Annotated in this window: 19 protein-coding genes and 1 other RNA gene; 7 read left to right on the top strand and 13 right to left on the bottom strand. The window is 64.4% G+C overall.

Features of this window, described 5'->3' with window-relative positions; genetic code table 11:
• Positions 1–61 precede the first annotated feature (61 nt).
• Positions 62–511 (top strand): DoxX family protein, encoded by a 450-nt coding sequence (locus tag G8E10_RS02550; protein WP_110800356.1) that lies wholly within the window; start codon positions 62–64, stop codon positions 509–511.
• Between the two features lie 63 nt (positions 512–574).
• Here G8E10_RS02550 and infB read toward each other — a convergent pair whose 3' ends face one another.
• From infB to rimP, 4 genes are all read right to left on the bottom strand, one after another.
• Entirely contained in the window at positions 575–3,241 is a 2,667-nt protein-coding gene (gene infB / locus G8E10_RS02545; RefSeq protein ID WP_110800355.1) for a translation initiation factor IF-2, read from the bottom strand.
• 106 nt (positions 3,242–3,347) lie between these two features.
• Complete coding sequence (locus G8E10_RS02540) at positions 3,348–4,061, bottom strand: RNA-binding protein (protein WP_132445751.1); 714 nt, start codon at positions 4,059–4,061, stop codon at positions 3,348–3,350.
• Positions 4,062–4,067: 6 nt separating this feature from the next.
• A complete protein-coding gene (gene nusA, locus G8E10_RS02535; protein WP_132711732.1) occupies positions 4,068–5,690 on the bottom strand; it encodes a transcription termination factor NusA in 1,623 nt (540 codons plus the stop codon).
• Between the two features lie 82 nt (positions 5,691–5,772).
• Complete coding sequence (gene rimP / locus G8E10_RS02530) at positions 5,773–6,408, bottom strand: ribosome maturation factor RimP (RefSeq protein WP_281517371.1); 636 nt, start codon at positions 6,406–6,408, stop codon at positions 5,773–5,775.
• A gap of 304 nt (positions 6,409–6,712) precedes the next feature.
• Between rimP and G8E10_RS02525 the strand changes: the two genes are divergently transcribed.
• Positions 6,713–8,344, top strand: a complete 1,632-nt coding sequence (locus G8E10_RS02525) for an MFS transporter (protein WP_167126553.1) — start codon at positions 6,713–6,715, stop codon at positions 8,342–8,344.
• Between the two features lie 9 nt (positions 8,345–8,353).
• On the opposite strand, the gene G8E10_RS02520 is transcribed toward G8E10_RS02525, so the two are convergent.
• Together G8E10_RS02520 and recR are read right to left on the bottom strand one after the other, a co-directional pair.
• Entirely contained in the window at positions 8,354–9,607 is a 1,254-nt protein-coding gene (locus G8E10_RS02520) for a lytic murein transglycosylase (RefSeq protein ID WP_167126550.1), read from the bottom strand.
• Position 9,608: 1 nt separating this feature from the next.
• Positions 9,609–10,214 (bottom strand): recombination mediator RecR, encoded by a 606-nt coding sequence (recR, locus tag G8E10_RS02515; protein ID WP_110727410.1) that lies wholly within the window; start codon positions 10,212–10,214, stop codon positions 9,609–9,611.
• A 91-nt stretch (positions 10,215–10,305) separates the two neighbouring features.
• Between recR and G8E10_RS02510 the strand changes: the two genes are divergently transcribed.
• Together G8E10_RS02510 and G8E10_RS02505 are read left to right on the top strand one after the other, a co-directional pair.
• Positions 10,306–10,926: an MOSC domain-containing protein gene (locus G8E10_RS02510; RefSeq protein ID WP_167126547.1), complete on the top strand. Its 621-nt coding sequence runs from the start codon at positions 10,306–10,308 to the stop codon at positions 10,924–10,926.
• Between the two features lie 85 nt (positions 10,927–11,011).
• Complete coding sequence (locus tag G8E10_RS02505; protein ID WP_167126544.1) at positions 11,012–11,560, top strand: hypothetical protein; 549 nt, start codon at positions 11,012–11,014, stop codon at positions 11,558–11,560.
• An 11-nt stretch (positions 11,561–11,571) separates the two neighbouring features.
• Here the strand turns inward: G8E10_RS02505 and G8E10_RS02500 are convergent, their stop codons facing one another.
• The 3 genes from G8E10_RS02500 to ffs form a co-directional block, all read right to left on the bottom strand.
• Positions 11,572–11,895 carry a YbaB/EbfC family nucleoid-associated protein gene (locus G8E10_RS02500; RefSeq protein WP_110800348.1) on the bottom strand — a complete coding sequence of 108 codons (324 nt, stop codon included), beginning with the start codon at positions 11,893–11,895 and terminating at the stop codon, positions 11,572–11,574.
• Positions 11,896–11,918: 23 nt separating this feature from the next.
• Entirely contained in the window at positions 11,919–13,829 is a 1,911-nt protein-coding gene (locus tag G8E10_RS02495) for a DNA polymerase III subunit gamma/tau (protein WP_167126541.1), read from the bottom strand.
• A 117-nt stretch (positions 13,830–13,946) separates the two neighbouring features.
• Positions 13,947–14,043: signal recognition particle sRNA small type (ffs, locus tag G8E10_RS02490), an RNA gene on the bottom strand.
• Between the two features lie 123 nt (positions 14,044–14,166).
• On the opposite strand from ffs, the gene G8E10_RS02485 reads away from it, so the two are divergent.
• Both G8E10_RS02485 and nudC read left to right on the top strand, forming a co-directional pair.
• Positions 14,167–14,574, top strand: coding sequence for an HIT domain-containing protein (locus G8E10_RS02485; RefSeq protein WP_343289677.1), 408 nt, complete (start codon positions 14,167–14,169; stop codon positions 14,572–14,574).
• Positions 14,571–15,539, top strand: a complete 969-nt coding sequence (nudC, locus tag G8E10_RS02480) for an NAD(+) diphosphatase (RefSeq protein ID WP_167126535.1) — start codon at positions 14,571–14,573, stop codon at positions 15,537–15,539. The genes G8E10_RS02485 and nudC overlap by 4 nt, the downstream gene beginning before the upstream one ends.
• Positions 15,540–15,621: 82 nt before the next feature.
• On the opposite strand, the gene G8E10_RS02475 is transcribed toward nudC, so the two are convergent.
• The 3 genes from G8E10_RS02475 to G8E10_RS02465 all read right to left on the bottom strand — a co-directional run bounded on the left by G8E10_RS02475 (position 15,622) and on the right by G8E10_RS02465 (position 18,474).
• Positions 15,622–16,683, bottom strand: a complete 1,062-nt coding sequence (locus tag G8E10_RS02475; protein ID WP_167126532.1) for a porin — start codon at positions 16,681–16,683, stop codon at positions 15,622–15,624.
• A 175-nt stretch (positions 16,684–16,858) separates the two neighbouring features.
• Entirely contained in the window at positions 16,859–17,713 is an 855-nt protein-coding gene (locus tag G8E10_RS02470; protein ID WP_132664201.1) for a prephenate dehydratase, read from the bottom strand.
• Positions 17,710–18,474, bottom strand: a complete 765-nt coding sequence (locus G8E10_RS02465; RefSeq protein WP_167126530.1) for a 3-deoxy-manno-octulosonate cytidylyltransferase — start codon at positions 18,472–18,474, stop codon at positions 17,710–17,712. The genes G8E10_RS02470 and G8E10_RS02465 overlap by 4 nt, the downstream gene beginning before the upstream one ends.
• 180 nt (positions 18,475–18,654) lie before the next feature.
• On the opposite strand from G8E10_RS02465, the gene G8E10_RS02460 reads away from it, so the two are divergent.
• Positions 18,655–19,317 carry a c-type cytochrome gene (locus G8E10_RS02460; RefSeq protein WP_132445787.1) on the top strand — a complete coding sequence of 221 codons (663 nt, stop codon included), beginning with the start codon at positions 18,655–18,657 and terminating at the stop codon, positions 19,315–19,317.
• Positions 19,318–19,403: 86 nt separating this feature from the next.
• Here the strand turns inward: G8E10_RS02460 and G8E10_RS02455 are convergent, their stop codons facing one another.
• Entirely contained in the window at positions 19,404–20,348 is a 945-nt protein-coding gene (locus G8E10_RS02455) for an AEC family transporter (protein ID WP_110733103.1), read from the bottom strand.
• Between the last annotated feature and the right edge of the window lie 76 nt (positions 20,349–20,424).

Raw genomic sequence — 20,424 nt, 5'->3', positions numbered from 1 at the left:
GGGCAACTGCGGGAAGACGGGGAGGGCAACGCTTTTGCCCCGAACCCAGGAGTCATTCCTCATGACCGATATCGTTACCGGCCGCCCGCGGCCGATCTTCCCGGCCCTCCAGCGCCTCTATCGCCCGTTCGATACGACGGCGGAAACCGTCCTGCGCGTCGTTGCAGGCGTTCTTCTCGTCACCCACGGCTTCGGCAAGATCACCAACCCCTTCGGTGCCGTCGGCATGGTCGAGGGTTTGGGCTTCTATCCCGGCGTCTTCTGGTCGCCGCTGCTGGCCGCCACCGAGTTCTTCGGCGGCATTCTCGTTGCCATCGGCCTGTTCACGCGGCCTGCGGCCTTTGCCTCGATGATCGTGCTTCTGGTCACCGTCTACTTCCACGGCATCGTCAAGGCCGAGGGGCTGGCCGGCGCCGAGAAGTCGATCCTGTGGGCAGCGATCTTCCTCTACTTCGCCGTGCGCGGCTCGAATGCGCAGTCGGTGGATGCGAAGCTAGGTCGCCAGATCTGAGTCGACCAGACACAAAAATGGCGGCCGAAGCCGCCATTTTCAAACCTTTGATCCACCGTCGCCTTACAGCGTGCGGGTGATGTGCTCCACGCGGAAGCACTCGATCGTGTCGCCGGAACGGATGTCTTCGTAGTTCTCGAAGGCCATACCGCATTCCTGACCGACCGGCACTTCGGAGACTTCGTCCTTGAAGCGCTTGAGGGTCTTGAGCTTGCCTTCGTGGATGACGACGTTGTCGCGCAGCAGGCGGACGCCCGCACCACGCTCGACCTTGCCTTCGACCACGCGGCAACCCGCGACCTTGCCGGTCTTGGTGATGTTGAACACTTCCAGGATTTCGGCGTTGCCGAGGAAGGTCTCGCGACGCTCCGGCGAGAGCAGGCCCGACATCGCTGCCTTCACGTCATCCACCAAGTCGTAGATGATGTTGTAGTAGCGGATCTCGATGCCCGAACGCTCGGACGCCTGGCGTGCCTGGACGTTGGCACGAACGTTGAAGCCGATGATCGCCGCATCCGACGATTCCGCCAGCGCGATATCGGACTCGGTGATCGCACCGGCCCCCGAATGAACGATGCGGGCACGAACCTCGTCGGTGCCGAGACGATCGAGCGCACCGATGATGGCTTCGACCGAACCCTGCACGTCGCCCTTGATGACCAGCGGGAACTCCTTGAACCCGGTGTTCTGCAGCTTGCTCATCATCTGTTCGAGCGAACCGCGCTGGCCGGACTGGCGGGCAACCGCCTTGTCGCGCGTCAGGCGCTGGCGATACTCGGAGATCTCGCGGGCGCGTCCTTCGTTCTCGACGACGGCGAAGCGATCGCCGGCAGCGGGTGTTCCCGACAGGCCGAGGACTTCGACAGGGGTCGCCGGGCCAGCTTCCTTGACATGGTCGCCCTTGTCGGTGACGAGCGCGCGCACGCGGCCCCACTGGTCGCCGGCAACGATGATCTGGCCAGGCTTCAGCGTGCCCTTCTGGACGAGGACGGTCGCAACCGAGCCACGACCGCGGTCGAGCTGGGCTTCGATGACGATACCTTCGGCCGTCCGGCTCGGATCGGCCTTGAGGTCGAGGATTTCGGCCTGCAGCAGGATCGCCTCAAGCAGCTTGTCGAGGTTGAGCTTGTTCTTGGCCGACACTTCGACGTCGAGAACTTCACCGCCGAGCGATTCCACGAACACTTCGTGCTGCAGAAGCTGCTGGCGCACCTTCTCCGGGTTGGCTTCGTGCTTGTCGATCTTGTTGATCGCAACGATGATCGGAACGTTGGCAGCCTTTGCGTGGCTGATCGACTCGATCGTCTGCGGCATGACGCTGTCGTCGGCCGCAACCACGAGGATCGCGATGTCGGTGGCCTGCGCACCACGGGCACGCATGGCCGTAAAGGCGGCGTGGCCGGGCGTGTCGATGAAGGTGATCTTCTGGCCGTTCTTCTCGACCTGATAGGCACCGATGTGCTGCGTGATGCCGCCGGCTTCGCCCGAGACGACGCTCGTCTGGCGGATGGCGTCGAGCAGCGAGGTCTTGCCGTGGTCGACGTGGCCCATGATGGTCACGACCGGAGGACGCGACACCATCTCACCAGCATCGTCGGCCTGGTTGAAGATGCCTTCTTCAACGTCGGATTCCGATACGCGCTTGACCGTGTGGCCGAATTCGGCAGCGATGATCTCGGCCAGGTCGGCGTCGATGACGTCGCCGGGCTTCATCATCTGGCCGTCCTTCATCAGGTACTTGATGACGTCGACGGCACGTTCGGACATGCGCTGCGACAGTTCCTGAATGGTGATGGTTTCCGGCAGAACGACTTCGCGCATGACCTTTTCGCGCGTTTCCTGCATCTGGCTGCGGCGGAACTTCTCCTGCCGGCGACGCATGGCGGCGAGCGAGCGGCCACGGGCATTGCCGTCGTCGTCGAGCGCTGCTGTCAGCGTCAGCTTGCCCTTGCGGCGTTCTTCTTCGGTCTTCGGACGCGCCGGAGCCTTGGCAGGCTCGGGGCGAACCGGCTTGCCGCGAACCGGCACGGCGCCGGGACGGGCAGGGCGCGTGTCCTCGGCTTCATTGGTGCGGCGCGTGCGCACGCCATTCGCATCCGTCGTGATGACGGGGGCGGGGCGCTCGACGACGGGGGGAGCAGCAGCGGCTGCGGCAGCAGCAACCTTTTCGGCCTCGGCGGCAGCGGCAAGCGCGACCTTCTCGGCTTCGCGCTCTGCGGCAGGACGGGCAGCCTCTTCCGCCTCGCGGCGGGCGGCTTCTTCGGCTTCGCGCTTCAGGCGCTCGGCTTCTTCGATCTTTCGCTTCTCTTCAGCGATGACGCGTGCCTTGGCTTCCTCGGCATCGCGGATCTGGGCTTCGGCGAGGGCGCGGCGGCGCGCATCGATTTCACCGGCCGACAGCTGGTTCAGGACGACGCCTGTGCGCGGACGTGCCGGATCGGGCCGCGGAGCCTGGGGCTGCGGGCGAACCGTGGTCTGCTGCATGGGGCGTGTTTCTGGCGGGCGCGGCTGCGGCGCACGCACGGGAGCCGCAACCGAGGCGATCGGAGCGACCGGCTTCTCGTCTTCGGGCCGAGTGGGGCGGCGTTTGCGGGTTTCGACCACGACAGCCTTCGTGCGGCCGCGGCCCATGTCCTGGCGGACTGTGCCCTGGCTCACGCCGGAGGGGCGCAGCGTCAGAGTCTTCTTGCCGGCTCCGCTCAGGGTCTTGTCGTCGTTGTTATCGGTCATTCCGTTCCGTTCCTAAGATCGAAGCCGGATGCGTATCACCAGACCCCGTCGTTCGATTGTCGTCTTACCGTATTGCGGTCGTCACGGCCGTGGCCGGTGTCCCGCGTCATAATGTCGGCTGGGAAGCGTCGCCGAAGGCACGGGGGGACATTTCGCCCCGGTATCTTTCCAGCATGTTTGCGCGCTTCACTACACCCTCACCCGCCTGCCCTGCAAGCGCTGCGGCATGGATAAAAGAATTACTTCCGAGCAGCGTATCCAATTCCTCTCCGGTGAAGAAGCGGAAGGTTGGTATCTGCTCGCCGTCATCGGCGACAAAGCTCATGGCCTTGCGCGCCTGGTCTATTTTCCGCACACCGTCGGGTGCGGCCGTCGAAGCGTGGAACGTGGCGATGGCCGCCATTCCGCGAACCGCCTGTTCCACCTTCGAAGCCCCGGTGATGAACTGCGCGGCCTTGCGCGCCATGTTCATCATGCCGATCAGTTGCTGGACCAGAAGCCTGTCGACCTCGTCCAGAAGCTCGGGGCCGGGCTTGGCCTCCGCCGTCTTCAGCGCCCGCGCAAAAAGCTTGCGCTTGATCGCCGTTTCCAGAACCGCCCGTTCGGCGGTGACCCAGCAGCCGCGTCCCGGCAGCTGGCGTTTCAGGTCTGCAACCACCCGGCCGTCCGGCCCCGCGACGAAGCGGATCAGGCCGTCATCGGCCGGACCGCTTGCGCGGGTGACGATGCACATGCGCCCGTTGAGCGGCAAGTCGTCATCCTCTGCGGGGACGTTTACATCGTCCGGTGCCATGTCTGGCTGGTTGGTCACGGAATTCATGAGGGATCAGGACGCGGCTTCCGCCTCGTCCTCCTCACTCTCTTCCACTATTTGGAGTGCCTCGGTCTCGCGTGCAAGGTCTTCTTCCGTAATCCAGCCCGCAGCCAGGCGTGCTTGAAGGATCATGGTTTCCGCTTCCGTACGCGAAACTTCCAGCTTGGAGAACAGGCCTTCGAAACGCTTGGTCTCGCCGTCCTTGCGCTCCGACCAGCCGACGAGGTCGTCGGCGGCGCAGCCTGCGAAGTCTTCCATCGTCTTGATGCCGTCCTGGCCGAGTGCCACGAGCATCTGACCGGTCATGCCGTTGATCGTGCGCAGCTCGTCACCGACGCCGAGCGCCTTGCGCTTCTCGTCCATCTCGGCTTCGAGCTTGTCGAGATATTCGCGGGCGCGGGTCTGGATCTCGCTGGCGGTCTCCTCGTCGAAGCCTTCGATCGAGGCGATCTCGTCGAGCTCGGCATAGGCGAGTTCCTCGACCTGTGCGAAGCCTTCGGACGCCAGGACCTGGCCGACCATTTCGTCCACGTCGAGCGATTCCATGAAGAGGTTCGTACGCTCGTTGAATTCCTTCTGGCGGCGCTCGGACTCTTCGGCTTCCGTCATGATGTCGATGTCCCAGCCGGTCAGCTGCGATGCGAGACGGACGTTCTGGCCGCGACGGCCGATGGCGAGCGACAGCTGCTCGTCAGGCACGACGACTTCGATGCGCTCTGCGTCTTCATCGAGAACGACCTTGGACACTTCGGCCGGCTGCAGGGCGTTGACGATGAAGGATGCCGGGTCCTGGCTCCACGGAATGATGTCGATCTTCTCGCCCTGAAGCTCGCCGACGACGGCCTGGACGCGCGAACCGCGCATACCGACGCAAGCGCCGACCGGATCGATCGACGAATCGTTGGAGATGACGGCGATCTTGGCGCGCGAACCCGGATCACGGGCAACCGAGCGGATCTGGATGATGCCGTCGTAGATTTCGGGCACTTCCATGGTGAAGAGCTTGACCATGAACTGCGGATGCGTACGCGACAGGAAGATCTGCGGACCGCGCTGTTCGCGGCGCACGTCGTAGACGTAGGAGCGGACGCGGTCGCCGTAGCGCATGTTTTCCCGCGGGATCATCTCGTCACGGCGGATGATGCCTTCGCCGCGGCCGAGATCCACGATGACGTTGCCGTATTCGACACGCTTGACCGTGCCGTTGACGATCTCGCCGATGCGATCCTTGTATTCGTCGAACTGGCGGTCACGCTCGGCTTCGCGAACCTTCTGGACGATGACCTGCTTGGCGGACTGTGCGGCGATACGGCCGAAATCCATCGGCGGCAGCGGATCGGCGATGAAGTCGCCGAGCTTGGCGTCCGGGTTGCGGTCGCGCGCCAGTTCCAGCGGGATCTGCGTGCCGTAGTCTTCAGCAACCTCGACCACTTCCAGGAGACGCTGCAGGCGAATCTCGCCGGTCTTGGAATTGATGTCGGCGCGGATGTTGCTTTCCGAGCCGTAGCGCGAGCGCGCCGCTTTCTGGATCGCGTCGGCCATGGCGGCCAGCACGATTTCGCGGTCGATCACCTTTTCGCGCGCGACGGCATCCGCGATCTGCAGAAGTTCGAGCCGGTTAGCACTGACTGCCATGGGGTAGGTCTCCGTAGGTCGAATAGTCCGGGTGGTGCCTCTCAGGCCACGCTCCAGAGGAGAAGCGCCGGCCGGGCGCGTGTCATTCCTGCGAAGGGGTCTCGTCGTTGCCTTCGAGCTCTTCGAAATTCTCGTTTGCCGCCTCGCGTGCGGCCTTGGCCTTCTTGTCGGCCGTCAGCGCGTCGCGGATCAGCTCGTCCGTCAGGATCAGCTTGGCTTCGGCAAGCGCCGAGAAAGGCACGACCACCGTCGGCGCTTCGTCCGGACCCGCCTGGTCGCGCTCGATGGTGAATCCGTCCGCATCCGCACCGAGGATGACGCCGCGGAATCGCTTGCGGTTTTCCACGAGGACCGAGGTCTCGAACTTGACGAGATGGCCGATCCAGCGGACGAAATCGCCCTTGCGCACCATCGGCCGGTCGATACCCGGCGAAGACACTTCGAGATGATACGCCTTGCCGATCGGATCGTCCACGTCGAGAACCGGCGAGATCGCAGAGGAAACCGCTTCGCAGTCTTCGACCGTCATCGTGCCGTCGGTCCGCTCGGCCATGATCTGCAGCGTCGCACCGTTCTGGGCCGAAAGCCGCACGCGCACCAGCTGGTAGCCCATGGGCATCAGCACGGGTTCGATAATGTCGGCAACGCGGCGATCGATCCCGGTCTCGGTGATCAGGCGCGGTTCCTGCTGGATGTCTGCCGTGTCGATGTCGGACAAGCGATGTCTCCCGTCATGCATGTTCTGTCATGATGGTAATAAAAAAGAGCGGGTCCTTGCGGGCCCACTCTTCATCAACCGATCAAGAATTTGAGCGTCATATACGCCGCATCGGCCGCAATTGCAAGCGTCGCGCCGATGGGTACTCCACGGCGAATTTCGCCTGTCGCGGCGGGTTGCCACGCGGGACCACCGGGCTACATTGCACTCGAGGACCTCAGACAGCCTGACGATGCCTTTCCTGCGTTGCGGTCATTCCGCCGTTTGGTGCGCGAGGGCCGTGTGCGTGAAGAAGGAGACTGCCGTGCCAGATCGATCATCGCCTTTGGCACCCTTCAGACACGATACCTTCCGCATCATCTGGATCGCAAGCCTTGCCTCCAATTTCGGTGGCCTCATCCAGTCCGTCGGTGCGGCGTGGATGATGACCTCGATCTCGACCTCGGTGAACATGGTCGCTCTGGTGCAGGCATCGGTGACGTTGCCCATCATGCTGTTTTCGCTGATCTCCGGCGCGCTGGCCGACAGTTTCGACCGGCGGCGGATCATGCTGGTCGCGCAGTTCTTCATGCTCACCGTGTCCGCGCTGCTGACGGCGTTCGCCTGGTTCGGGCTGATCACGCCCTGGCTGCTCCTGATGTTCACCTTTCTCATCGGCTGCGGAACGGCGCTGAACAACCCGGCCTGGCAGGCCTCCGTCGGCGACATGGTTCCACGCGAGGATCTGCCGGGCGCCGTGTCGCTGAACAGCATGGGCTTCAACATGACGCGCAGCGTCGGCCCGGCCATCGGCGGCGTCATCGTCGCGGCGGCGGGTGCGGCTGCGGCTTTCGCGGTGAACACGCTCACCTATTTCGCGCTCATCACCGCATTGCTGCGCTGGAAACGGACGCCGGCGCTGAACGCGCTGCCACGCGAGCCGCTGGCGCGTGCGGTCGGGGCGGGCCTGCGCTATGTCGCGATGTCGCCGAACATCCTCAAGGTCATGCTGCGCGGCTTTCTCTTCGGCCTCTCCGCCAGCGCCATCCTTGCCCTTCTGCCGCTGGTCGCGCGCGATCTAGTGGCGGGCGGGCCCCTGACCTATGGTGTCCTGCTCGGCGCCTTCGGCATCGGTGCGATCGGCGGCGCGCTGCTCAGCGCCCGGCTGCGCGAGCGTCTGGCCGGCGAAGCGGTCGTGCGCATCGCCTTCCTCGGCTTTGCCCTGTCCGCGGTCATGGCTGCGCTCAGCCGGTCGGAGATCATAACGGGCTTGGCGATGCTCATGTCAGGTGCCGGCTGGGTGCTGGCCCTGTCTCTGTTCAACACAACGGTGCAGCTTTCCACGCCGCGATGGGTGGTTGCCCGGGCGCTGTCGCTCTACCAGACCACCACCTTCGGCGGCATGGCGCTCGGCAGCTGGGTCTGGGGTGTGGCCGCGGAAGAATACGGTCCCTCGACGGCCCTCGTCGCCTCGGCCGTCGTCATGCTGGTCGGGGCGGCCGTCGGCCTGCGCTTCGCTTTGCCGGAGTTCAAGGCGCTCAACCTCGATCCTCTCGGCAGTTTCACCGAGCCGATGCTGAAGCTCGACCTGAAGCCGAGAAGCGGGCCGATCGTCGTGATGATCGACTACGAGATCGATCCAGCCGACGTCGAGGCGTTCCTTTCGATCATGACCGAGCGTCGTCGCGTTCGTATTCGCGACGGTGCCGGCCAGTGGACGCTGATGCGCGATCTGGAGCGGCCGGAGATCTGGACGGAGACCTATCATGTGCCGACATGGGTCGAATATGTTCGCCACAACCAGCGGCGTACCCAGGACGACGCGGCAATCCACGAGCAGCTCCGCGCGCTCCATCGCGGCGAAAACGCGCCCTATGTGCACCGGATGATCGAGCGCCAGACCATCCTGCCGCACGAATACGAGCAGTTCAAACGGCAGGTCGATATCGGCCACTGAGCTTGTGATTTACCGCAGTTTTGCTTTCAGCCCCGCATCCGGAAAACACGTCGCCGCAAGGCCGTTCTTCTCCTGCCACTGCCCGAGGGAGCGCCGGGTCTTGTAACCGGCGAGACCGTCGGCCTTGCCGATGTCGTAGCCCTGTGCTTCCAGCCGCTTCTGCATGGTCAGCACGTCCGAGCGCAGCATCTTGCCGACATCGCCCCAACTGCCTTGGAAGGACCCGCCATTCGCGCCGATCCGGTCGGCGAGATTGCCGATGAAGAGGGCGTAGAGGTCGGAATTGTTGTATTCCTTGATCACGTAGAAATTCGGCGTCACCAGGAATTCCGGCCCATGGCGCCCGGCCGGCACCAGCATCATGCCGCTGGCCTTCGCCTCGCTACGGGGAAATGCCTGGCCGGAGATACGGGTGATGCCGGTCGCGGCCCACTGACCGAGGGGCTTTGCAAGGTCCGGCCCTTCCTGCGCGCAGGAAACGTTCTGCGGGATCGACACCTCGAAGCCCCAGTCGCGCCCGCGCTGCCAGCCTTTTTCCGAAAGGTAATGCGCGATGGAGCCGAGCACGTCCGGCACGGAATTCCAGATATCGCGCCGCCCGTCGCCGTCGAAATCAACGGCATAGGAGAGGAAGCTCGAGGGTAGGAACTGCGGCTGGCCCATGGCGCCCGCCCAGGAGCCGCGCATGTCGGCTTCATCAACGTCGCCGCTTTCAAGGATGTGCAGGGCGGAGATCAGCTCGCGGGTGAAGAGCTCGCCGCGGGTCGACATGAAGGCTTTCGTCGCCAGCACATCCAGCACCGGATGCGGGATCTTCGCCCGGCCGAAGCCTGATTCGCGGCCCCAGATCGCCAGCACGATCGGCCCGGGCACGCCATAGGTCTTCTCGATCCGCCGCAGCGTGGCGGCATGCGTCGAGGCAAGGCTGCGGCCGGTCGCGGCGAGCCCTTGCAGGCGTTTTTCCGAGAAGTAAGCGCCGGGAGAGGCGAACTCCGCCTGGCTCTGCTTCTGCTCGCCCTGCGGCTTGGAGCCCGGCGGCACGAGGTCCGGCAGGTCCCAATCGAGCTTTACATCCGCGAAGGCCTTGTCGAATGCGCCTTTGGAAATGCCGCCCTTCTGCGCCTGCGGCCAGAGATCGGTCTGCAGCCAGCGGCGGAACTGGGCTTCGGTTTCGGTCTTGGAGGCGGCGAGCGCGGGAATGGCAGTGGAAGCGCAGAGGAGGGCGGCGAGTGCCGCACGGCGGAGATGCTTTAGGAATGTCATGTCAGATAACCGTTCTCGCCCGCAAAGCCGCGGTCAGTGTACCGTCGTCGAGATAATCGAGCTCGCCCCCGACGGGAACGCCATGGGCAAGCCGGGTGATGCGAACGTCCAGCCCGTCAAGCTGGTCGGTGATGTAGTGCGCTGTCGTCTGGCCCTCGACGGTAGCGTTGACGGCGATGATCAGCTCGCGCACCTCGCCCTTGACGACGCGGTCGACAAGTCCGCGGATGTTGAGATCGTCAGGCCCGACGCCATCGAGCGGCGACAGCGTGCCGCCGAGCACATGATAGGCCGTGTTCATGGCGCCGGTGCGCTCCAGCGCCCAGAGGTCGGCGACATCCTCGACCACGATGATGCAGCTGTGGTCGCGCCGCTCGTCGGTGCAGACGCTGCACGGATCGCTCGTATCCACATTGCCGCAGCAGGAGCAGATCCGGACCTTCCGGTGCGCCTCGACCATCGCATCGGCGAGCGGTCCGAGCAGCTGATCCTTCTTCTTGACCAAGTGCAGTGCGGCCCTGCGCGCCGAGCGCGGCCCGAGCCCCGGCACCTTTGCCAGAAGCTGGATGAGTTTTTCGATTTCGGGGCCGGTGACTCGCTTTGCCATGAGGCGCGTTCTATCCCATATGCCGTCGGAGTGAAAATGCTTTGCAACCGCACAGCTATGATCCGCGATGGCGGAGGAAAAGAGGTGGACCATGAAGATCGACGCCGTCTGCATCGGCCATGCCACCGTCATCGACGGCAAGAAGGCGAAGACCGGCATCGTCAAGCATCCGCAGGGCGGCACCGTCATCGTCGATGCCGCGGGGCTTGCCGGCGATGCCGTCTGCAATCGGAAACATCATGGCGGACCGGATCAGGCCGTCTACGGTTTCGGCTCTCTGGATCTGGCGGCATGGGCGGATGAACTTGGGCACGCCGTCGAGCCCGGCCTGTTCGGCGAAAACATTGTCATTTCAGAGATCGATAGCCGGACAATCGCGGTCGGCGACCGGTTCGAGACGGAAGGCGTGACGCTGGAGGTCACCTCGACCCGCATTCCCTGCTCGACACTGTCGCTGCGGCTGAACGATCCCGGTTTCGCCCGAAGGTTCCGCACGGTGGCCCGGCCTGGCTTCTACTGCCGCGTGCTGCGGCCGGGCATGCTCAGCGTGGGCGACGACATTACTTATCGGGCTTTCCAAGGCCCCAGGATCACGATGTCGGACATGCTCAGGGCCTCGGTCAAAAGCCTGTCGGACGAGGAGCGGGCCCGCTACCGTGCGGCCCCGATCAGCAAGCGCGTCCGCGCGCAGCTGGATGCCTTCGCGCCTTAACCATTTCTTAAGGATCCGCTTCGCGCGCGCATTTCTCTCGGCTATGTCGTTGGCATGCCCATGGGGCTGGCGATGGAGAGATGCGATGGCTTGGGCAGACAGGATCAGACGGCAGGCCGGATGTCTCGCGCTCCTTCTTCTCGTCGCGGTGCCCGCAAGCCATAGCCTCGCCAAGACCTGCACGCCGTCCGGCAGCGAAGCGTCGCGGCTTCAGCGCCAGATCGCATCCAACATGGCCATGGCACGCAACCACGCCTGCACCGTCGAAAGCGGCGGCTTTGCCTGCCGGGAAATCGCCGGTCGCATCGCGCAGGCACGCGCCGAACTTGCCGCCGTGCCGTCCGCGTGCAAGCCCGTCATCCGCACGGTGCGTGAAGAGAGCAAGCCGAAGCCGAAACGCGTCGTCCGGAAGCCGATCAAGACAGCGCCCGAAGCCGCGGCCACGCTGCCGGTCCTGACGGTGGTGGCCCCCGAGACAATGCCGGCCATCGAGCCGACGGTTGTCGCGATCCTCGACAACGAGCCGACGATGGTGCTTTTCATGAATGTCAGCCTGCGTGGCACGAAGACGGATATTCCGAGATTTCCGCGCAAGGTGCGCATGGTCGGTCCGGCATTTCTGCCAGGGCTCTGACCGGAAATGCTTTAAAACGGCAGCTTCATGCCGGGCGGGATCGGCAGGCCGGCGGTCAGTTCGCGGGTCTTTTCCGCGGTGATCGCCTCGGCCTTGTCCTTGCCGTCCTTATGCGCGGCAACGATGAGATCCTCGAGGATCTCGACATCGTCTTCCTTGAAGAGGGACGGGTCGATCTTAAGGCTCTTCAGAGCACCCTTACCATCCAGCCGGACGGTGACGAGGCCGCCGCCGGAGGTGCCGTCCACTTCGAGAAGAGCGATTTCCTCCTGAAGTTTCTCCATCTTGGCCTGCATTTCCTTGACCTTGCCCATCATACCCATGATGTCGCGCATCGTCCGTCTCCTCTGCTGATCAATTAATGTTCGATATCGTCGCCGGGAAGGATGTCGCCCTCATCGGACTCGGCCACGGCAGCGACCTCGGGCGTTTCGTCCAGCTCGATCTCCGACACCTTGATGCGGACATCGACCATTTTCGATCCGGGAAAGCGGGCGAGGATGGCGGCGACATCGGGGTCCTGGCGCGCATCGTTGAAGCGCTGCTCCTTCGCCGCCGCTTCGGTCTCGACCATGGTCGGCTGGCCGGGCTCGCGGCTCACCGTCACCATCCAGCGGATGCCGGTCCATTCTTCCAGCCGCCGCTGCAGGTCGGTCACCAGCGTCTTCGGCGCATCGTCCGGGATGTTGAACTCCAGCCGGCCCGGTTCGAGCCGCACCAGCCGCACGAAATTCCGCACCAGCGTCTTCAGGAGAATGTCGCGGTTCTTCTGGCAGAGATCGACGATATCGGCGACGGAGCGCAGCGGCACGACCGGTTCGGCCGGTGCCGGTTCCGGTTTGATGTCGACCTGTCCCCGCTCCTGCACGGTCGGAAGCTCGGCTTCGGGCACGGCGCGCAGCATGGCCGCACCATTGGCCGTCATCCGCGAGGGCATGACCGGTTCGCCGGCGCGCGCCTGAATGCTGCTCTGGCCCTGCGACGCCACGGACGACGTCGTGCCGTTGCCACCGCCATTGCCGGGGGCCGGCCCGCGCGGCGCTGGACGACCGGCATCGCTGCCCGACATTTCCAGCAGCCGGCGCGCGGCATCTTCCGGGGAGGGGAGGTGGGCCGCATGCGTCAGCCGGATCAGCACCATTTCGGCCGCACCCGCCGGACGGGCGGCATTCTCCGTCTCCGGTATGCCCTTCAAGAGCATCTGCCAGATCCGCGACAGCGTGGAGACGGCAACGGCTGCGGAGAATTCCGCGCCGCGCACCCGCTCGACCTCGCTCAGCGACTGGTCGTTGGCAGCTTCTGCCGAAAACTTCAGCTTGGTCACGAGATGCGTGAAATCGGCAAGATCGGTCAGCACGACCGCCGGGCTGGCGCCCGCTTCGTACTGCCATGCGAACTCTTCCAGCGCCGCCTTCACGTCGCCGCGCACCACATGGCCGAAGAGATCGACGATGCGGGCGCGATCGGCAAGGCCGAGCATGCTGCGCACCGCGTCGGCTTCGACGATGCCGCCGCCATGGGCGATCGCCTGGTCGAGCAGCGACAGGCCGTCACGGGCCGAGCCTTCGGCGGCGCGCGCGATCATCGCCAGCGCTTCGGCCTGCGCCGTAATGCCTTCCTTGCCGAGAATGGTGGAGAACAGGCCGACCAGATCGGTCGCCGCAATCCGCCGCAGGTCGAACCGCTGGCACCGTGACAGGACGGTGATCGGGACCTTGCGGATTTCGGTCGTTGCGAAGATGAACTTCACATGCTCAGGCGGCTCTTCGAGCGTCTTCAAGAGCCCGTTGAAGGCCTGCGTCGAGAGCATGTGCACTTCGTCGATGATATAGACTTTGTAGCGGGCGGAAACGGGCCGGTAGCGCACCTGCTCGATGATCTCGCGGATGTCATCGATGCCGGTGTGGGACGCGGCGTCCATCTCGATCACGTCGACATGCCGGCCTTCCATGATCGCCTGGCAGTGTTCGCCGGGCGTGCGAAGGTCGATCGTCGGCTTGTCGATCTCGTCAGTCTTGTAGTTCAGGGCACGCGCAAGGATACGGGCGGTGGTCGTCTTGCCGACGCCGCGCACGCCGGTCAGCATATAGGCCTGGGCGATGCGCCCGGTCTCGAACGCATTGGTCAGAGTCCGCACCATCGGCTCCTGCCCCACCATCAGGTCGGAGAAGTCTTTCGGTCGGTACTTACGGGCAAGCACACGATAGGCCGCCGGCTTCTCGGCCGGGGCGGGCGCTGCGTCAGGAGATGGGATGGTGATGTCGTTCATGCGCCCCGCCGCTGGTTCCGTCTGTCCGGACAGTCGGCAAGCTTTAGACGCGGCAGCGAGCTTGCGAACGGGCGGCCCTGGTCTGATGGTTCAAGGTCTCTCGTGAAGACCCTGAGGGTGGGAGGCTGGCACGATGACCCGTGCCGGGCTCGTTGGGGCTGCTTCCTTCCGGACCTGACCCGGTTGGCGAGTGGCTCGTCCACCACCAACCTCCCGACCTTCATATCGGCAATATCGAAACGGAATGCAAGTCGGCCCTTGGAAGAATCTGGCATCCCTGTCAGAACTTGGACAAAGACGACGCATGCCGGGACGACGCATGCCGGAAGGAGGAACCGTGACCCCGTTCGATCTCGACCCGCGCCTGGCGCGTGACAGCGACCTCGTGGCCCATCTCGATCTCTGCCAGCTCCGGCTGAGCCGGGACGCCCGCTGGCCCTGGCTCATCCTCATCCCCGAGCGAAACGCCATCAGCGAAACGTTCGAGCTGTCGCCCGAGGAACAGGCGACGCTGTCGCACGAAACCAATCGCGTCGCCGCCGCGCTGAAACAGGTGACGGGGGCGACAAAGATCAATATCGGCGCGCTGGGCAATATCGTCCGGCAGCTCCATGTCCATATCGTCGCCCGCACTGAGGGGGATGCGAACTGGCCTGGCCCGATCTGGGGCTTCGGCACGGCGGAAGCCTGGGATGCGGCAAAGCGCGACGATGTCCTCAACCGTCTGACGGAATCCCTGACATGACCCACGCCATTTTCGACCTCAAGGGACCCCATCCCGAACCGAGCTCGCTCGTTGCTTTCGCCGAAAATCATCTCGTGCGCGATAGCGAACACCGAAGCGACGATTGCCTGGAAGAGGCGCTGAAGACCGAAGGCGCACATCTCTTCGCGTTCGCGGAGGGCAAGCTGGTGGTCAAGCATGACGAAAACGTCATCGACCCGCTGTTTGCGCCTTACGAGATCGCCGCTCTTGAGCCCGATCTCGATGCCGCCATCCTTCTCGGCCGGCTGCCATCGGGCGAGCCGCGGATCGCCGTGCCGGTCAACCGGACGGAAGCGACGCTCGAGGAGCCGTTCAAGCTCGCCGACGGCCGCAGCCTCTACCGGCAGGCGATGCTGCCCGACGAACTCCTCGGACAGTTCGCGCAGGCCGCAAGCCTGATCGCCTGGAACGCCGCCAACCGCTTCTGCGGCAAGTGCGGCAGCCCGATGGAGGCCAAGGGCGGTGGATATCGGCGGGTGTGCACGGCCTGCGGCCATCTGGCGTTCCCACGCACAGACCCCGTCGTCATCATGCTGACGATCGACGTCGAGCGCGATCTCTGCCTGCTCGGCCGCAGCCCGCATTTCCCGGAAGGCATGTATTCCTGCCTTGCCGGGTTCTTGGAGCCGGGGGAGACGATCGAAAATGCCGTGCGCCGCGAGACGCTGGAGGAATCCGGCATCCGCACCGGGCGCGTGCGCTACCATGCCTCGCAACCCTGGCCCATGCCGCACAGCCTGATGATCGGCTGCTACGCGGAAGCACAGTCGATCGACATCCGCATGGACGATCTGGAACTGGAAGACTGCCGCTGGTTCACCCGTGAGGAAACGCGCGCCATGCTCGCCCGCAATACGGGTCAGGACGCGAGCCACCACTCCATCCCGCCCAAGGGCGCCATCGCCCACCAACTGATGCGCGACTGGCTGGACTGGCCGGCCTGACAGAAATGCCAGAGCTGGAAACGAAGGAACCGGCGCGGGCGCCGGTTCTCATCTGTCGATATCGCTTTGAAGAGACGCGTGATCAGAAGTCGCGCTGGAAGCGGATCGTGCCGCCGAAGGCATCGCCATCGCCGCGCTCGCCGTCGAACTTGGTGTAGTTGAATTCCGGCTGCACCTTGAAGTTATCGACGATCATGTATTCCATGTTGAGGGCCGTCGCGAGCGTGCCGTCGTCTTCATAGGCGACCTGGCCGTTGATGGACGTCTTGTCGTTGACCGTCGCCGTGAAGCCGCCCCAGGCCGCCCAGTCGCCGTTCCAGGGCCCGTAATAATTGCGCTGACGGGTGTTGCCCAGGCCCTTGTCGTTGTCCCAGTCGGACTGGTAGCCGGCCATGATGAAGATCTTGAACACGTCGTTGAAGACGACATCGGCGCGAATCTTGCCGCCGAAGGCATCGGCTTCCGTATCATAGCCGCCGATGATGAACAGGCCGCCCCAGTCTTCCTGAATACGGGCGCCAGCCAAGGGATGCGCGCCCTTGTAGTCTTCTGTCGGACGGCCGGCGAAGCCGGTGTCGTAGGTGCCGCCGCCTTCTTCGAGGCCGATGAACGCCGAAAAGCCCTTGTCGCCGCCCCATTGGTAGCTGACCTGATTGGTCCGACTGCCGGTATAGTCGATGACGTCGTCGTTGATGATGTTGCCGGCCGAATTCAGGAACAGGTCGTAGCGCGAATCATTGACGCCGGCCATGAAGCCGCCGAGCGTGATGAAGCCGGAATTGATGTAGCTCGTCGTCTCGCCGCCGCTGGCCTCCGACCGCATTTCGATGAAGGAGCGCAACTGGCCGTATTCGGTATCGCTGCGGGCGTCGAGCGTCAGGGTGCCGCGCGTGAAGGGCGACCAGGCCTGATCTTCGCCGTCATAGGGGCTGTCGCCGACATTGTTGTCGAAGCGAACGTAACCGCCGATTTTCAGGCAGGTTTCCGTGCCCGGAATGTAGAAGAAGCCTTCGCCGAAGGCGTCGCAGACACGGACATATTCCATGGCTTCCGGTTCTGCTGCGACGATCGCATCGGCCGCCTGCGCGCCGGCGGTGATGGAAAGAGCGGCCGTCGAGGCCAGGAAAAGCGTTCTGATGATCATGGTAGGCGTCCTCCGGATGCCGCCATTTCCGCGGCTGTCGAAACGAGAGGCAAGCACGGCCTGGCCGCAAATCAGTCACCTCTTTGCCGTACGCAATCACTTTCGCGCGACAAACACTACCCCACAATTCCGGTCCGTCCGCCCGTGCGCGAAGGATTTCGCAGCGGCGCGACTTTTATAACACGCGCCGCATCGGGTGCGCCGGATACGAGCCGAGGATCCGGACCTTCTCGGAGAAGAACCGCAGCTCCTCCAGCGCCCGCTTCACGTTCGCATCATCCGGATGTCCGTCGATATCGGCGTAGAATTGCGTCGCGATGAATTTTCCGCCGATCTGGTAGCTCTCCAGCTTCGTCATGTTGATGCCGTTCGTGGCAAAGCCTCCAAGTGCCTTGTAGAGCGCGGCGGGGATGTTGCGCACATTGAAGACGAAGGTGGTGACGATGACGTCGCTCGCCGCATCGCGCCGGATGGGCTTCTCGTCGCGCGAGAGCACGACGAAGCGCGTCACGTTGTTTTCGGTGTCCTCGACGTTCTCGGCAACGATGTCGAGCTTGTAGAGGTTTGCCGCGAGCCGTGGCGCAAGGGCGGCCATGGAGCGGTCGCCGGTCTCGGCCACGAGCTTGGCGGCACCGGCGGTATCCCCGGCCACGACGGGCTTCCAGCCATTGGCCCGCACGATCTTGCGGCATTGGCCGAGCGCATGGATGTGGCTGTGCACCGTTCGGATCTCGCTGCGCGACACGCCCGGCAGCACCATCAGCTGAAACCGGATCGGCATGAAATATTCGCCGATGATGTGCAGGCGCGATTCCGGCAGGAGGTGGTGGATATCGGCGACCCGGCCAGCGATGGTGTTCTCGATCGGGATCATCGCAAGGTCCGCCTCGCCGTTCTCGACGGCGAGAAACGCGTCCTCGAAGGTCTGGCAGGGCAGGGGATCCATCGTCGGGAACATGTCCCGCGAGGCCATGTCGGAGTTGGCGCCGTATTCGCCCTGGAACGAGATGCGGTTCGTGACGGGCATCATGATGCGGCTCCGGTGGGGTTCGAAAGCAGCCGGCGTGCGGCCTCGAGATCGTCAGGCGTATCGACGCCGAGCGGAATGGAGCTGACGATTTCCACGTCGATGCGCATGCCGGCCTCCAGCGCCCGCAGCTGTTCGAGCGATTCGCGCTTTTCGAGCGCCGAGGGCGGCAGGGCGACGAACCGTTCGAGAGCGGAACGGCGGTAGGCGTAGAGGCCGATATGGTGATAGAGCGGTCCGGCCCCGTGGGGTGCGGTCGCGCGGGTGAAATACAGCGCCCGCATCCGGCTGTCCGACAGCGGCGCGCCGACGACCTTCACGACATTGGGGTTGGTCTTTTCCGCCTCGTGTACGATCTCGACGGTCAGCGTCGCGATATCCACGGCCGGATCTTCCAGCGGCCGCAGGGCTGCGCGGATGGTCTCCGGCTCGATCGTCGGCAGGTCGCCCTGCACATTGATGACGGTCTCGATCGCGCCGTCCGGGTCGCACAGGGTCAGGGCCTCATAGATGCGGTCGGAGCCGGACGGGTGGTCGGTGCGCGTCATCACGGCCTCGAAACCGGCAGCCGTCACGGCATCGAATGTATCCTGGTGATCGACGGCGACGACGATGCGTCCGACTTTGGCATCGCGCGCACGTAGGGCCACCTGCACGATCATCGGCAGCCCGCAGATGTCGGCCAGCGGCTTGCCGGGAAGCCGCGTGGAGGCCATCCGCGCCGGGATCAGCACGAGTGTTCTGGCCAAATTGTCGCTTTTCATGCCGAGCCCTTCAAAACGCACGCGAAAAGTGCCAGAAGTGGTTCGTCCGGCACGGATATCGCTGTTGCAACGCTTGGTCAAAAGACATAGCTTCCGCACGATTTCAAGGTGCCGGGGCAGATTGTTCATATCGGCGGCGCGCGCATATGCTTGAAGCCGGACGCAAGGGGAGGTGTGTTGATGAACTCGCATGTAAACATGGCCGTGGGAGCCTTTCTCGGAACGGTCTTCGTGCTGATGTCCGTATCGATCGCCTCCGAAGGCATTTTCCATTCCGAAGCACCGGAAAAGCCGGGCTTCGCCATCATCGCCGAGGAGACGGCGGGCGAAGCGGGAGCAGGTGCTGCGGCCGAAGCCGAGGTCGACATCAAGCCGCTCTTGGCCAGCGCCGATGCGAACGCCGGCGCAGCCGTCTTCAAGAAGTGTGCTGCCTGTCACACCATAGAGAAGGGCGGGCCGAACAAGGTCGGCCCCAATCTCTGGGGTGTCGTCGAACGGCCGATCGCCTCGCATGAGGGCTTCGCCTATTCGGCCGGCATGAAGACCTTCGCCGAAGCCAACAAGACCTGGACCTACGACCACCTGAGCTATTTCGTCGAAGCGCCAAAGAAGCATGTGCCCGGTACCGCCATGGGCTTTGCCGGCGTGAAGAAGCCGGATGAGCGCGCAAACCTCATCGCCTGGCTGCGTGGCCAGGCCGATGCCCCGGTCGCCCTTCCCGAGGCTTCGGCGTCCGCAGCGCCTGTAGCCGCTCCGGCCGAAGGCGCCGCACCCGCCGCTCCTGCTGCCCCCGTTGAAGGTGCCGCACCGGCTGCTCCGGCGCCTGCTGCTCCCGCGAACTGAGCCGGAATATTCTCCAGGCAGATCCTTTCGAAGCCCGGCTCGTGCCGGGCTTTTTCATGTCTGGATGGCGGACGTTTCGCGGGGGTTCAAAGAAGCACATAGGCCCAGGCGGAGACGGTGACGACGCCGAGGGCGGTGGTCAGCGTGATGGTCGAGGATGCAAGGCCGTGGCCCACGTTGAAGTGGTTTGCGATCAGCCAGGCATTGACGCCCGTGGGGACGGCGGAGGTCAGCACCAGCGCTGCCGTCCAGTCACGGTCGAGGCCGAGCAGATGGCTGGCTCCGAAGACGCAGGCGGGCAGCACCACGAGCTTCAGCGCGCTGGTGAAGGCTGCAAGGCCGAGATTGCCCGAGAGGCCGTATTTGTCGAGCGCCATCCCGATGGAGATCAGCGCGGCGGGGCCGGCGACCGCCGCGGTCTGGTCGATGGCGATCTTGAGCGGTCCCGACAGCGGCAGGTTCGCCACATGCATCAGCGCGCCGCAGACCAGCCCGATCACCAGAGGGTTGCGCACGAGGTTCCGCAGGATGCCGCGGGCGAGCGCCAGCGGGCTCTGCGCCACGCCGCCATTGGTCTTGCGCTCCGCACGCTCCATGAGGATCGTGCCGGCGATCATCATCACCGGAAGATGAACCGAGATGAGGATGGACAGCGCGACGACGCCGGCATCGCCCACATTGCGCGAGACGAGCGGCAGGCCGATGAAGATCGTGTTGGCGAAGGCCGAGGAAACACCGGCGAGAACGCCGATGCGCCGGTCCCGCCCGAAGCCGAGCGTGGCGACGAGATGGCCGAGCGTCCAGACGACCGCGACGCCGGAGAAATAGGCGACCCATAGCGGCCAGGGCGAGCCCCCGGTGAAATCCGCCGTCGCGATGGTGCGAAACAGCAGGATGGGCACGGAAACCTTGAAGACGAAGTCGCCGAGCGCATCGCCCACGGCCGGCTTCAGATAGCCCGTGCGCACGATCACCCAGCCGGCAAAGATGAGAACGAAGAGGGGAAGGACATTGATCAGGACGTCGGACATGAGGCTCTCCGTGCCTCTACCGCATAGACTGCTTCGCACGCGCTCCGCAACCTTTCCGTTTGCGACGCAATGCCAG

The organism is Ferranicluibacter rubi (assembly GCF_011603255.1).
GTDB lineage: Bacteria > Pseudomonadota > Alphaproteobacteria > Rhizobiales > Rhizobiaceae > Ferranicluibacter > Ferranicluibacter rubi.
Note: the sequence above shows the minus strand (reverse complement) of the source record. Positions and strands in the feature narration are given on the sequence as shown.